The sequence below is a fragment of the Bradyrhizobium sp. BWC-3-1 genome, from assembly GCF_032917965.1.
Classification (GTDB): Bacteria; Pseudomonadota; Alphaproteobacteria; order Rhizobiales; family Xanthobacteraceae; genus Bradyrhizobium; species Bradyrhizobium canariense_D.
This window is the reverse complement of the sequence record NZ_CP136625.1, coordinates 414,695-427,514: the sequence shown is the minus strand read 5'-3', so window position 1 is coordinate 427,514 and position 12,820 is coordinate 414,695. Positions and strand designations below refer to the sequence as shown.

The 12,820-nt window shown below is 65.4% G+C and carries 12 protein-coding genes; 11 read left to right on the top strand and 1 reads right to left on the bottom strand.

Going from position 1 to position 12,820, the window contains the following annotated elements:
• Positions 1–23: 23 nt before the first annotated feature.
• A complete protein-coding gene (locus tag RX329_RS02040; protein WP_085348677.1) occupies positions 24–1,658 on the top strand; it encodes an alkaline phosphatase family protein in 1,635 nt (544 codons plus the stop codon).
• 136 nt (positions 1,659–1,794) lie between these two features.
• Here RX329_RS02040 and RX329_RS02035 read toward each other — a convergent pair whose 3' ends face one another.
• Positions 1,795–2,760, bottom strand: coding sequence for a Bug family tripartite tricarboxylate transporter substrate binding protein (locus RX329_RS02035; RefSeq protein ID WP_018459857.1), 966 nt, complete (start codon positions 2,758–2,760; stop codon positions 1,795–1,797).
• 198 nt (positions 2,761–2,958) lie between these two features.
• Between RX329_RS02035 and proB the strand changes: the two genes are divergently transcribed.
• The 10 genes from proB (at position 2,959) to RX329_RS01985 (ending at position 12,795) form a co-directional block, all read left to right on the top strand.
• On the top strand, positions 2,959–4,080 hold the full coding sequence (gene proB, locus RX329_RS02030; protein WP_085358279.1) for a glutamate 5-kinase: 1,122 nt from the start codon (positions 2,959–2,961) through the stop codon (positions 4,078–4,080).
• Between the two features lie 227 nt (positions 4,081–4,307).
• Positions 4,308–5,603, top strand: a complete 1,296-nt coding sequence (locus RX329_RS02025; protein ID WP_085358281.1) for a glutamate-5-semialdehyde dehydrogenase — start codon at positions 4,308–4,310, stop codon at positions 5,601–5,603.
• A 20-nt stretch (positions 5,604–5,623) separates the two neighbouring features.
• Positions 5,624–6,268: a nicotinate-nucleotide adenylyltransferase gene (locus tag RX329_RS02020; RefSeq protein WP_085348680.1), complete on the top strand. Its 645-nt coding sequence runs from the start codon at positions 5,624–5,626 to the stop codon at positions 6,266–6,268.
• Positions 6,269–6,506: 238 nt separating this feature from the next.
• Positions 6,507–6,863 (top strand): ribosome silencing factor, encoded by a 357-nt coding sequence (gene rsfS, locus RX329_RS02015; protein WP_007598906.1) that lies wholly within the window; start codon positions 6,507–6,509, stop codon positions 6,861–6,863.
• Positions 6,864–6,959: 96 nt separating this feature from the next.
• The gene (rlmH, locus tag RX329_RS02010; protein WP_085348681.1) at positions 6,960–7,442 is read left to right on the top strand and encodes a 23S rRNA (pseudouridine(1915)-N(3))-methyltransferase RlmH; all 483 of its coding nucleotides are present in this window, start codon (positions 6,960–6,962) and stop codon (positions 7,440–7,442) included.
• A 45-nt stretch (positions 7,443–7,487) separates the two neighbouring features.
• Complete coding sequence (locus RX329_RS02005) at positions 7,488–8,819, top strand: murein hydrolase activator EnvC family protein (RefSeq protein ID WP_085358283.1); 1,332 nt, start codon at positions 7,488–7,490, stop codon at positions 8,817–8,819.
• Complete coding sequence (locus RX329_RS02000; RefSeq protein ID WP_018459850.1) at positions 8,816–10,171, top strand: S41 family peptidase; 1,356 nt, start codon at positions 8,816–8,818, stop codon at positions 10,169–10,171. Before RX329_RS02005 ends, RX329_RS02000 begins: the two co-directional genes overlap by 4 nt.
• A gap of 144 nt (positions 10,172–10,315) precedes the next feature.
• Positions 10,316–11,548 (top strand): divergent polysaccharide deacetylase family protein, encoded by a 1,233-nt coding sequence (locus RX329_RS01995; RefSeq protein WP_085358285.1) that lies wholly within the window; start codon positions 10,316–10,318, stop codon positions 11,546–11,548.
• A gap of 75 nt (positions 11,549–11,623) precedes the next feature.
• Positions 11,624–12,127, top strand: coding sequence for an RNA pyrophosphohydrolase (locus tag RX329_RS01990; protein WP_018459848.1), 504 nt, complete (start codon positions 11,624–11,626; stop codon positions 12,125–12,127).
• A 167-nt stretch (positions 12,128–12,294) separates the two neighbouring features.
• Positions 12,295–12,795, top strand: coding sequence for an RNA pyrophosphohydrolase (locus RX329_RS01985; protein WP_018459847.1), 501 nt, complete (start codon positions 12,295–12,297; stop codon positions 12,793–12,795).
• Positions 12,796–12,820: the final 25 nt, after the last annotated feature.

Sequence of the window (12,820 nt, the reverse complement as noted above, 5' to 3'; positions counted from 1 at the left end):
TCAAGAAACGGCAGGGATCACGCATGGCGCGCGCGAAGAACGTTCTCTGGATCATGTGCGACCAGCTTCGCTATGACTATCTCGGCTGCACCGGCCATCCCACGCTGAAGACACCGAACATCGACGCCATGGCGAAGCGCGGCGTGCTCTTCAGCAAGGCCTATGTGCAGTCCCCGATCTGCGGCCCCTCGCGGATGTCGTTCTACACCGGGCGCTACATGCGCTCGCACGGCTCGCACTGGAACGGCTGGCCGTTGCGGGTCGGCGAGCCCACCCTCGGCGATCACCTCAAGAAGCTCGGCGTGCGCAACGTGCTGGTCGGCAAGACCCACATGGCGCCCGATCTCGAAGGCATGAAGGCGCTCGGCATCCCGCCGGAATCGATGATCGGCGTGCACGTCGCCGAATGCGGGTTTGAGCCCTATGAGCGTGACGACGGCCTGCATCCCACGGGGCGGCCGCGTCCGAAATACGACGAATATCTGCGCCAGCAGGGCTTTGATGCGCCCAATCCCTGGGAGCATTGGGCCAATTCAGGCGCGGCCGAGGACGGCTCGCTCCAGAACGGCTGGCTGCTCGTGCATGCCGACAAGGCCGCGCGCGTGCCGGACGAGCATTCCGAGACGCCCTACATGACGCGACGCGCCATGGATTTCATCGGCGAGGCCGAGACCGACGGCAGGCCGTGGTGCCTGCATCTGTCCTACATCAAGCCGCACTGGCCCTACATCGCGCCCGAACCCTACGCCAGCATGTATTCGACATCGGACATGATCCCGGTGATCCGCTCCGAGCGCGAGCGGCAGAACCCGCATCCGGTGTTCGGCGCCTATATGGACATGCGCTACTCCCGCAACATGGCGCGCGACGATGCCCGCGAGAAGGTGATCCCGACCTATATGGGCCTGATCACCCAGATCGACGCCCAGATGGGCGTGCTGATGAAGTTCCTGGAGGAGCGCGACCTGCTGGACACCACCATGATCGTGTTCACCTCCGATCACGGCGACTATCTCGGCGATCACTGGATGGGCGAGAAGGATCTGTTCCACGAGCAGTCGGCGAAGATCCCGCTCATCATCATCGATCCCTCGAAGGAGGCGGATGCGACGCGTGGCACGCGCAACGATGCGCTGGTCGAAGCCATCGATCTCGCGCCGACCTTCGTCGACTATTTCGGCGGCAAGGTGCCGGGCCATATCCTCGAGGGACGCTCGCTGCTGCCGCTGCTGCGCGGCGAGAGTCCGCCGGATTGGCGCAAGGTGGCGTTCTCCGAATACGACTATGTCATGCAGGACGTGCGGCTGAAGCTGAATCAGCCGATCGAACGCTGTCGCCTGTTCATGGTGTTCGACGGCCGCTGGAAATACATCCACGCCTCAGGCTTCCGCCCGATGCTGTACGACCTCGAAACCGATCCGGAAGAGTTTCTGGATCGCGGCGACGATCCCGAGTGCGCCGGCGTCATCGCTCGACTGCAGGCCGAGCTGTTCGACTGGGCGCTGCATCCCAACGACCACATCACGACGCCGCGCGAGAAGATCGCCGCCTATGCCGACAACCAGCTCCAGGTGAAGGGCGGGATTTTGATCGGTGTTTGGGACGAAGCGGAGCTGGCGTCGATCAAGGACGGGATCGCGCAGCGCGCGAAGCTGTGAGTGAGCGGAAAGAGCCTCTCTCAGCTCGTCATGCCGGGGCTTGACCCGGGCATCCACGTCTTGCGTAGGTGGCGGTGCACGTGGATGGCCGGGACAAGCCCGGCCATGACGGCGGAGAGCGGAGCGCAAACAGAAACTAATTCTCGATCTTGTACCCCGTCGCCTTCACGACCGGCTGCCAGAACGCGGTGTTGGCGGCGAGCTCCTTGGTCAGACCTTCCGCGCTGCTGCCCACCGGGATCAGACCGATCGCGGTGAGCTTCTCCTTCACCTCGGGCTTGGCGAGCGCGGCGCTTGCGGCCGCGCCGAGCTTGCTTGCGAATTCCGGCGAGCTGCCGGCGGGAAGCCACATGCCGTACCAGGCGTCGGCGACGAGATCGATGCCGCTCTCTTTCAAGGTCGGCACCTCTGAGGCAAAGGGCGAACGTTCCGCGCTGCTCACCGCGATGATCTTCACGCCCTTGGCGCGATGCTGCGCAAGCGCGTCGGCCAGCGTGGTGATCCCGAACGGAACATGGCCGCCGACGAGGTCGTTGAGGATAGCTGCGCTGCCGCGATAGGGCACGCGGCTCAAGGGAATGCCGAGGTCCTTCTCCAGCTTCGAGCCCATGAAATGCGGAATGGTGCCGCTGCTGGGTACGCCGAACGAGGTCCTGTCCGGATGTGCCTTCAGCCAGGCCGCGAACGACTTGAAATCCACAGCGTCGACCGCCGGGCTGATCACCAGCGCAAATTCAAAGCGCGCCAGCAGCGAGACCGGGACGAAATCCTTTGCAGCATCGAAGCTCGGAATCGTCTCGACCATCGGCAGCAGGTACATCGTGGGTCCGGTCGTCACCAGCACCATGCTGCCGTCGGGGCTTCCCCCCTTCACCGCCTTGATGCCGATCAGTCCGTCACCGCCGGTGCGGTTCTCGACCACGATGGTCCGCTGCAGTGCCGGCGCCATCTCCTGCGCGATCAGCCGGCACAGCGTGTCGCCGCCCGCGCCGGCCGCGAACGGGAAGATGATCTTGGTGAGCCCAGCCTGTGCGCGCGTCGCTCCCACCTGCGCCAGCAGCGGCAGGCTCAGACACCGGACCATGAATTTGCGGCGATCCATGGGTTTCCTCCACCGTTATGGTTGGCAGCATGAGAGCCGGACGGCCGCCCGGGGCAACCCGGCGTTCATCCTTTAGCATGCCGGCGCCTTGCGCGGGCCATCGTCCTGCTGCAAAAGCAGGGCCTTAGCGGCGCCGCTTGTTTGCTCCGCCGTTCCATAGCTTGAGCAATTCGCCACACGCGCCAGCACATAAAACACATGACCAGCCCCGAACTCAGTCAATTCCGCCGCATCGTCGTCAAGGTCGGCTCCGCGCTGCTGGTCGATTCCGACAAGGGCGAGGTGCGTGCGTCCTGGCTTGCCGCTCTCGCCGACGACATGGCCAAGCTGCATCGCGGGGGACGTGACGTGCTCGTCGTTTCCTCCGGCTCGATCGCCCTCGGCCGCAGCCGCCTGAAATTGCCGCGCGGCCCGCTGAAGCTGGAGGAGAGTCAGGCGGCCGCCGCCGTCGGTCAGATCGCGCTCGCCCGCATCTGGTCGGAGGTGCTTGGCGCCCACGGCATCGGCGCCGGCCAGATCCTGGTGACGCTGCAGGACACCGAGGAGCGCCGCCGCTATCTCAACGCGCGCTCCACTATCGGCAAGCTGCTGGAGTGGCGCGCGATCCCCGTGATCAACGAGAACGACACGGTCGCCACCAACGAGATCCGCTACGGCGACAACGACCGCCTCGCCGCGCGCGTCGCCACCATGGCCAGCGCCGACCTGCTGGTGCTGCTGTCCGACATCGACGGGCTCTACGACGCCCCGCCGAAGAACAACCCGAACGCCAGGCTCATTCCCGTCGTCGACAGCATCTCCTCCGAGATCGAGGCTGTGGCAGGCGACGCCGAGTCCGAGCTGTCGCGCGGCGGCATGCGCACCAAGGTCGAAGCCGCCAAGATCGCGACCACCGGCGGCACGCATATGCTGATCGCCTCGGGCAAGATCGAGCATCCGTTGCAGGCGATCGCCGATGGCGGCCGCTGCACCTGGTTCCTGACGCCGGCCAATCCCATCACCTCGCGAAAACGCTGGATCGCGGGCTCGCTTGAGCCGAAGGGTACGCTGACGATCGACGCCGGCGCGGTCGCGGCCCTGCGCGCCGGCGCCAGCCTGCTGCCGGCCGGCGTGATCAAGGTCGAGGGCCAGTTCGCCCGCGGCGACGCCGTGATCGTGCGCGGCCCCGACACCAGCGAGGTCGGCCGCGGCCTGATCGCCTACGACGCCGACGATGCCGAGCGGATCAAGGGCCGCTCCTCCCCGGATGTCATGGCCATCCTCGGCATCAGCGGGCGGTCCGAGATGATCCACCGGGATGATCTGGTGGTGGGCGGGTAAGGGCCGACAGACGCCCAAACCGTCATGCCCGGGCTTATCGCGGGCATCCACGTTCTTTCTTGCTGGCGGCAAGGCGTGGATGGCCGGGACAAGCCCGGCCATGACGTCGGAGCTGGGCCAGTGGCCGAGGTGGCACAACACCGGGAGACCAGCCATACTCGCCCCGCCCTTCGCAAAAGCGGGATTTCCGTGCTAGGACACTGCCTTAGCAGAAGGTTGAAACTCCCATGGCCGCCCCCCTCAAAGCCGTCGACGGCAATGCCGATCTTCAGGCGCTGATGACCGATCTCGGTACCCGTGCCCGCGCTGCCGCGCGCGTGCTGGCGCTGGCGCCGCCGGAGCAGAAGAACCGGGCGCTCGAGGCCATGGCGCGGGCGATCCGCAACAATTCAGCTGCGATCCTCGCCGCCAATGCCGAGGACGTCACCGAGGCCCGCGCCTCCGGCAACGCCACCTCGTCCTTCATCGACCGCCTGACGCTGACGCCGGCGCGGGTGGAGGACATGGCCGAGGGCATCGGCATCGTGCGCGGCATTGCCGATCCCGTCGGCATCGTCACCGAGAGCTGGCAACGGCCGAACGGCATGACCATCGAGCGCGTGCGCGTGCCGCTCGGCGTCGTCGGCGTGATCTTCGAGAGCCGGCCGAACGTTGCGGCGGACGCCGGTGTGCTGTGCCTGAAGTCGGGCAATGCCGTGATCCTCCGCGGCGGCTCCGACAGTTTCCGCTCCTGCCGCGCGATCCATGACTGCCTGGTGCAGGGCCTGCGCGAAGCGGGCCTTCCCGAGGCTGCCATCACGCTGGTGCCGACGCGCGACCGCGCGGCGGTAGGCCAGATGCTGTCGGGATTGAATGGCGCCATCGACGTGATCGTGCCGCGCGGAGGCAAGAGCCTCGTCGCGCGCGTCGAGCAGGAAGCGCGCGTGCCGGTGTTCGCGCATCTCGAAGGCGTCAACCACATTTACGTCGACGGCAGCGCCGACCTCGCCATGGCGAAATCGATCGTGCTCAACGCCAAGATGCGCCGCACCGGCGTCTGCGGCGCCGCCGAGACGCTGCTGGTCGATCGCGCGGCAGCCGGTAAAAACCTCAAGCCGCTGGTTGAGATGCTAATCGAGGCCGGCTGCGAAGTGCGTGGCGACGACGCCGTGCAAAAGATCGATGCGCGCGTCAAACCCGCGAGCGCGGACGATTGGGACACCGAATATCTCGATGCGATCATCGCAGCGAAGGTGGTGGACGGCGTCGACGGCGCGATCGCGCATATCCAGAACCACGGCTCGCACCATACCGATGCGATCGTGAGCGCCGATGAGACCGCTGCGAAAAAATTCCTGAGCGAGGTCGATTCCGCGATCGTGCTGCACAACGCCTCGACGCAGTTCGCCGACGGCGGCGAGTTCGGCTTCGGCGCCGAGATCGGCATCGCCACCGGCAGATTCCATGCCCGCGGCCCGGTTGGCGCCGAGCAGCTGACGAGCTTCAAATATCGCGTTCACGGCACCGGGCAGACGCGGCCGTAGACGACGCAGGGCGCGGGGCATTGAGCAACAATTTCGTCGCGCCACGTTTCTTCGCGCAGGCCATACCGACCCATACCTCGGGCATGCGCATCGGCCTGCTCGGCGGCTCGTTCAACCCGCCGCACCAGGCCCATCGCGCGATCAGCCAGTTCGCGCTGAAACGACTCCAGCTCGATCGCGTGTGGTGGCTGGTGACGCCAGGCAATCCGCTGAAGGAGAACGGCGCGCTGCATGAGCTCGGCGCGCGCATGCAGGCGGCGCGCGAAATGGCCGACGATCCCAGGATCGAGGTGAGCTGTCTCGAATCCGTCATTCGCACGCGCTATACCATCGATACGATCAACACCTTGCGCCGCCGCCTCTCGGGCTTGCGCTTTGTCTGGATCATGGGCGCCGACAACCTCGCTCAATTCCATCGTTGGCAGCACTGGCGGCGCATCGCCGACCAGGTGCCGATCGCGGTCATCGACCGTCCGCCGCAGAGTTTTCGCGCCCTCGCCTCTCCCGCCGCCCAGGCGCTCAGGCGCTATCGGATGCCGGAGAATGAGGCGCCATTGCTTGCGGATCGGGCCGCCCCGGCCTGGGTATTCCTGACCGGAATGAAGCTGAATCTCTCGTCGACCGGCTTACGGAACCCGGACGGAAGCTGGAAAGGTACGAAGTGAGTCAGATTGTGCGAACGCCATGCGGTCTTCGGGCTCTCTGGCATATTGAAACCCTTAACCCCACATGATGTAGTGTAACCAGTGGGCGCCGGATTCGGCGTTCGCGATACAGTGAAAGGAATGGTCCCTGACCACATCTGTATTGTCCAAGACAGCCTCACCCAAGACGGCTTCACCGAAGTCTGTTTTACCCAAGGTTGCCAAGCCGACGCGTAAAACATCGACCAAAGCTGCGGCCTTGAAGGCGCAACCCGACGCCGACAAGACGCTGAGCCTGATCCTCTCCCGCCTCGACGACATGAAGGCGGAAGAGACTGTGACCATCGACCTTCGCGGCAAATCGGCCTACTCCGACTACATGATCGTCACCACCGGCCGGGTGAACCGGCATGTCGGCGCGATCGCGGAGAACGTCGCCAAAGGCCTCAAGGAAAACGGCATCAAGAACATCCACGTCGAGGGCTTGCCCAATTGCGACTGGGTGCTAATCGATTCCGGCGATGTGATCGTGCACGTGTTCAGACCCGAGGTCCGCGAGTTCTACAGTCTCGAGAGATTGTACACGCAGGGCCCAGGGGCGGCGAAGGCGATCTGAGAGGCTGCTGGCCGATTTCGAATCGGCTGACGCGCATGCTAGCGTCGTGCGCGCGCAGATCGCGCGCGGTCCAGAAAACGCGACCCTGAACATATCATGCGCATAGCCGTCATTGCGGTGGGCCGGCTGAAGCAGGGCCCCGAACGGGAGCTTGCCGAGCGCTATTTCGAGCGGTTCGACGAGGCCGGCCGCAAGCTCGGATTCCGCGAGCTCGCCATCCACGAATTGCCCGAAAGCCGCGCGCGCGATACGGCGACGCGGATGGCCGAAGAGGCCGCGGCGATCTCCGCCCATATTCCCGAAAAGTCGGTCCTGGTGGCGCTGGACGAGCGCGGCCAGAATCTGGATTCGACCGTATTCGCACGGCATCTCGGGCGCTGGCGCGACGAGGGTGCCGGTCATACTATCTTCATGATCGGAGGGGCGGACGGACTTTCGCCCGAATTGCGCCGTAAGGCCAAGCTCGCGATCGCGTTCGGCTCTGCGACCTGGCCGCATCAAATGGTCCGCGTCATGCTTCTGGAACAGCTTTATCGGGCCGCCACCATTCTGGCGGGCCACCCCTATCACCGCGCGTGATCCGCGCCACAACGAGCACCTTTGCTTAAAGCGATGCGAGAAGCGATGCGAGCGCCGATTTTCAACCTGCTGCTGATCGCCGGCGTTGCCGGCGCAAGCCTCGCGCAAGCTCAGACGCCTGCACCGCAGACTGCGGCCGTAGCGCCCGATGCGATCAAGCAGCGCGAGCAGGAGCTCGAAGCCGCGCGCGCCAGCAAGAAGAGCGCTGAGGAAGCGCAGGCCAAGCTCAAGGCCGAGATCACCTCGCTCGGCCAGGACCGCACCCAGCTCAATCAACAGTTGATCGACACCGCCGCCAATGTGCGCACCGTCGAGACCAAGATCGACGAGGCCGAAGCGCGGCTGCGATCGCTGAACGGCCGCGAACAGGCGATGCGCAGCTCGCTCGATTCACGCCGCGCCGACATCGTCGAGGTGCTGGCGGCCTTGCAGCGCGCCGGAAGGCGGACGCCGCCAGCACTTCTGGTACGGCCCGAGGATGCCCTGCAATCGCTGCGCACGGCGATGCTGCTCGGTGCCGTGGTGCCGGAGTTGCGCGGCCGTGCCGAGAAGATCGCGGGCGAGCTCGGCGAGCTCGTGGCCTTGCGCAAGACCATCGCGACCGAGCGCGACCAGCTTGCCTCCGACCGCGACAAGGTGCGCAACGACCAGACCCGGCTCGCGGCTCTGGTCGACGAACGGCAGCGTCAGCAGGCGTCGCGCGAAAAGGACCTCGACGCCGAGAACGCGCGCGCCGTCGCGCTCTCAAGGCAAGTCGGCGATCTCCAGGGGCTGATCGCCAAGATGGAGCAGGATCTGCAAAGCGCCGCCAAGGCGGCCGAGAAGGCAGCTGAGGCCGCCAAGCAGGCCGAGGCCAAGGCGGCTGCAAACGCGGCCGCCAGCGCCAAGACCGGCCCCGGCGCATTCAAGGATCGTTCCCGCACCACCCCTGCGATGGCCTTCGCCGCGGCCAAGGGCCTCCTGCCTCTTCCGGTTAACGGTAACAAGATCAGGGATTTCGGCGGTTCGGACGGGCTCGGCGGGGTCCAGAAGGGCATTTCGCTGGCGACGCGGCCCGGCTCCCAGGTCACGACGCCGTGTGATGGCTGGGTGGTCTATGCCGGCCCGTTCCGCAGCTATGGACAACTCTTGATCCTCAATGCCGGGGGCGGGTATCATGTGCTGATCGCCGGGATGGAGCGCATTTCGGTCAACATCGGACAATTCGTGCTCACGGGGGAGCCTGTCGCGACCATGGGGTCGACCTCTCAAGTCGCCTCCATTCTCGCCACGAACGCGAGTCAACCTGTGCTCTATGTCGAGTTCCGCAAAGACGGCACTCCAATCGATCCAGGCCCATGGTGGGCCGCAAATGAAGGCGAGAAGGTTCGCGGATGATGCGCAAGACTTCAGTTATCCTCCTCAGCGCGGCCACCGGTGCGGCGCTGACGCTGTTCGTGACGCAACCGCGCGCGGTCTTCATGGGCTCCAGCGCGCGAGCCGCCACTGCGGACACCTATCGCCAGCTCAATTTGTTCGGCGACGTGTTCGAGCGCGTGCGCTCGGACTATGTCGAGAAGCCCGACGACACCAAGCTGATCGAATCCGCGATCAGCGGCATGCTCACCGGTCTCGATCCGCATTCGAGCTACATGGACGCCAAGAGCTTCCGCGACATGCAGGTGCAGACCCGCGGTGAGTTCGGCGGCCTCGGCATCGAAGTCACGATGGAAGACGGCCTGATCAAGGTGGTCTCGCCGATCGACGACACCCCGGCCTCGCGCGCCGGTGTCATGGCCAACGACATCATCACCAATCTCGACGACGAGGCGGTGCAGGGCCTGACCCTGAACCAGGCGGTCGAGAAGATGCGCGGCCCGGTCAACACCAAGATCAAGCTGAAGATCATCCGCAAGGGCCAGGACAATCCGATCGACGTCACGCTGGTGCGCGACAACATCCGCGTCCGCTCGGTGCGCGCCCGCGTCGAGGCCGACGACATCGCCTATATCCGCATCACCACCTTCAACGAGCAGACCACCGAAGGCCTGAAGCGCGAGGTCGCCAACCTCTCGAATCAGATCGGCGACAAGCTGAAGGGCTACGTCATCGACCTCCGCAACAACCCGGGCGGCCTGCTCGAGGAAGCGGTCACCGTCTCCGACTCCTTCCTGGAGAAGGGCGAGATCGTCTCGACCCGTGGCCGCAATGCCGAGGAGACCCAGCGCCGGACCGCGCATACCGGCGACCTCACCAAGGGCAAGCCGGTCATCGTGCTGGTCAACGGCGGCTCGGCTTCGGCGTCGGAGATCGTCGCCGGTGCGCTGCAGGACCACAAGCGCGCGACCATCGTCGGCACGCGCTCGTTCGGCAAGGGCTCGGTGCAGACCATCATTCCGCTCGGCTCCGGCAACGGCGCGCTGCGTCTGACCACTGCGCGCTACTACACGCCGTCGGGTAAGTCGATCCAGGCCAAGGGCATCGTGCCCGACATCGAAGTGCTGCAGGACGTGCCGGACGAGCTGAAGTCGCGCACCGACACCAAGGGCGAAGCTTCGCTGCGCGGCCATCTCAAGAACGACGGCGACGAGAAGACCGGCTCGCAGTCCTACGTTCCGCCGGACGCCAAGGACGACAAGGCGCTCAAGCTCGCCGACGATCTGCTCCACGGCATCAAGAACAGCGCGTCCGCGGCGCCCACGCCGGGCGGCGACAAGGCCACGACCGACAAGCCCAAAGCGGCGAACTAGGTCGGCGCATCGCGATCTGACGAAAAGGGCGGCTCCCGGAGCCGCCCTTTTTGCTTGAAACTCCTGATATCCCCGGCCTATCCCAGCCTGCCGCCGCTTGACCCCGGCGTGGTATCGTCATTGCTGAGTGATTCGGGATCGCGCATGACTGAAACGGCCGATGATCTGAGCGCCCCGCTCGGACGGGACAAGCCGCGCCGGAAACGCCGGCTGCGGCTGCCGTTCACGGCCATGCAGCTGCTCGCGGTCCTGCTCGGACTGTTCCTGGTCAGCTTTGCCGGCTTCGCCATCTTCAACAAGGATCCGCTCGGCGGCGAGCCAATGACGCGGCTCGCGATCCGCGAACCCAATGCCGCAGACAAGGCTGGCGACGACAAGCCGGCCGCGGCCGGCCATGGCCAGGACAGCAAGCAGGAAAGCAAGCAAGAGACCAAGGACGCACCGAAGCAGGCGGGCGAGCAGAAGACCGTCACCATGATCGACGGTTCCACCGGCATGCGCCACGACGTGGTGATCGGCGGCGATGCCGCCGGCAAAAGCGAGACGGCGGCGGCCTCCGCACCGCCGCCCGTCATGGCCGGGATCGACCCAAAACTTCTTGAGAAATCGCGCTATGGCATGATCCCCGCGGTTTCCGGGGATCTGAAGCCGTTCAACGTCTATGCGGCGGATGCCGACCGCGCCAAGGCCGCCAAGATGCCGGTGGTCGCGATCCTGATCGGCGGCCTCGGCGTCGGCGCCGCCAAGACCACCGATGCCATCATGCGGTTGCCAGCGGCGGTGACGCTGGCCTTCACGCCCTATGGGTCCGATCCAGGAAAACTCGCCGAGCGCGCCCGCGCCCAGCGCCACGAGATCTTCCTCCAGATCCCGATGGAGCCCTATGACTTCCCCGACAACGATCCGGGACCGCAGACGCTGCTGACCTCGCTGAGTGCCGACCAGAACATGGACCGCCTGTACTGGCATCTGAGCCGGATGCAGGGCTATGCCGGCCTGACCAATTTCATGGGCGCCCGCTTCATCGCAACGGAGCCGGCGATGCAGCCGATCATCCGCGAGGCGGCCAAGCGCGGCCTCGGCTTCTTCGACGACGGCTCCTCGCCCCGCAGCATCGCGCCGCAAGCGGCCGGCAGCCAGGCGATGCCGTTCGGCAAGGGCGATATCGCGATTGACGCGGTGCCGACCCCGGCCGAGATCGACCGCGCCCTGACCAAGCTCGAAGCGGCGGCGCGCGAGCGCGGCGTGGCCGTGGGCACCGCCTCCGCCCTCCCGGTCTCGATCGAGCGCATCGGCGCCTGGACCAAGACATTGGGCGACCGAGGTATCCTTTTGGTGCCATTGACAACCGCGATGCTGAAATCAAAATCCAGCTAAATCAACGGATTGGTATGGTACAGGCCCGCGGGGCCTGCTTAAGCCTTACCGACAGCATGCGAGAGGTCTGGCGGAATGGCGCGTTACGAGGATCTGCCCTACCGGACCTGCGTCGGCGTGATGTTGCTCAACAAGGACGGACTGGTGTTCATCGGCCGCCGCGCCGGCGGCATCGAGCATGTCGACGACACCCATGTCTGGCAGATGCCGCAGGGCGGCGTCGATCCCGGCGAGGACAATTGGGAGGCCGCCAAGCGCGAGCTCTATGAGGAGACCAGCGTGCGTTCGGTTGAGCGGCTCGGCGAAGTTCCGGACTGGCTCACTTACGACATTCCGCGCACGGTCGCCGGGCGCACCTGGAAGGGCCGCTACCGCGGCCAGCGCCAGAAATGGTTCGCGGTCCGCTTCACCGGCAAGGACAGCGAGATCAACGTCGAAAAGCCCGGCGGCGGTCACAAGGCCGAGTTCGTGAGCTGGCGCTGGGAGCCGATGAAGAACCTGACCGGGCTGATCGTCCCGTTCAAGCGCCCGGTCTACGAGCGCGTGGTGAAGGAATTTTCCGCGCTGGCGCAGGATTAGTTCAAGTCGCCATTCCAGGTTGATGCTAGAGCCAGTTCCGTTCCGATAGAATCGGGACGGGGCTCTAGTTTTTTATTTTGACGCGTTTTCTTGACGCGAACCGCGGTATCCACTTCGCTCGAAAACGCTCTAATGCACAGCCTGAAATGACGACGAGAGATCCACGCGTGAGCACTGAAAAACCCTACCGTCCCAATGTCGGAATCGCGCTGTTCAACGCCGATGGCCGCGTGCTGATCGGGCACCGCTTCAAGGGCGACGGACCCGAGATCATCCTGCCGGGTCTGGACTGGCAGATGCCGCAGGGCGGCGTCGACGAGGGCGAGGATTTGCGCGATGCCGCGCTGCGCGAGCTCTGGGAAGAGACCAGCGTCAAGAGCGCATCCTATCTCGGCGAGACCGACTGGTTGACTTACGAATTCCCGCCTTATGACGGGCCGCAGACACATCGACTGGCAAAATTCCGCGGCCAGCGCCAGAAATGGTTCGCGTTACGCTTCACCGGCAAGGATGACGAGATCGATCCGCTGACGCCGCGCAACGGGCAGCCCGCCGAGTTCGACGCCTGGCGCTGGGAGCGGCTCGACCGCGTCCCCGATGTCGTGGTGCCGTTCCGCCGGCACGTCTACAGCGCAGTGGCGCAGCAGTTTGCGCCCTTCGCCAACTAAAATCGCGAAAACAACCCCATGCACA

Bases quoted from the DNA above. Each gene is read 5' to 3' on its own strand.
- RX329_RS02040 (WP_085348677.1), top strand. From the start codon at position 24: ATGGCGCGCGCGAAGAACGTTCTCTGGATCATGTGCGACCAGCTTCGC.
- RX329_RS02035 (WP_018459857.1), bottom strand. From the start codon at position 2,760: ATGGATCGCCGCAAATTCATGGTCCGGTGTCTGAGCCTGCCGCTGCTG.
- proB (WP_085358279.1), top strand. From the start codon at position 2,959: ATGACCAGCCCCGAACTCAGTCAATTCCGCCGCATCGTCGTCAAGGTC.
- RX329_RS02025 (WP_085358281.1), top strand. From the start codon at position 4,308: ATGGCCGCCCCCCTCAAAGCCGTCGACGGCAATGCCGATCTTCAGGCG.
- rlmH (WP_085348681.1), top strand. From the start codon at position 6,960: ATGCGCATAGCCGTCATTGCGGTGGGCCGGCTGAAGCAGGGCCCCGAA.
- RX329_RS02005 (WP_085358283.1), top strand. From the start codon at position 7,488: ATGCGAGCGCCGATTTTCAACCTGCTGCTGATCGCCGGCGTTGCCGGC.
- RX329_RS02000 (WP_018459850.1), top strand. From the start codon at position 8,816: ATGATGCGCAAGACTTCAGTTATCCTCCTCAGCGCGGCCACCGGTGCG.
- RX329_RS01995 (WP_085358285.1), top strand. From the start codon at position 10,316: ATGACTGAAACGGCCGATGATCTGAGCGCCCCGCTCGGACGGGACAAG.
- RX329_RS01990 (WP_018459848.1), top strand. From the start codon at position 11,624: ATGGCGCGTTACGAGGATCTGCCCTACCGGACCTGCGTCGGCGTGATG.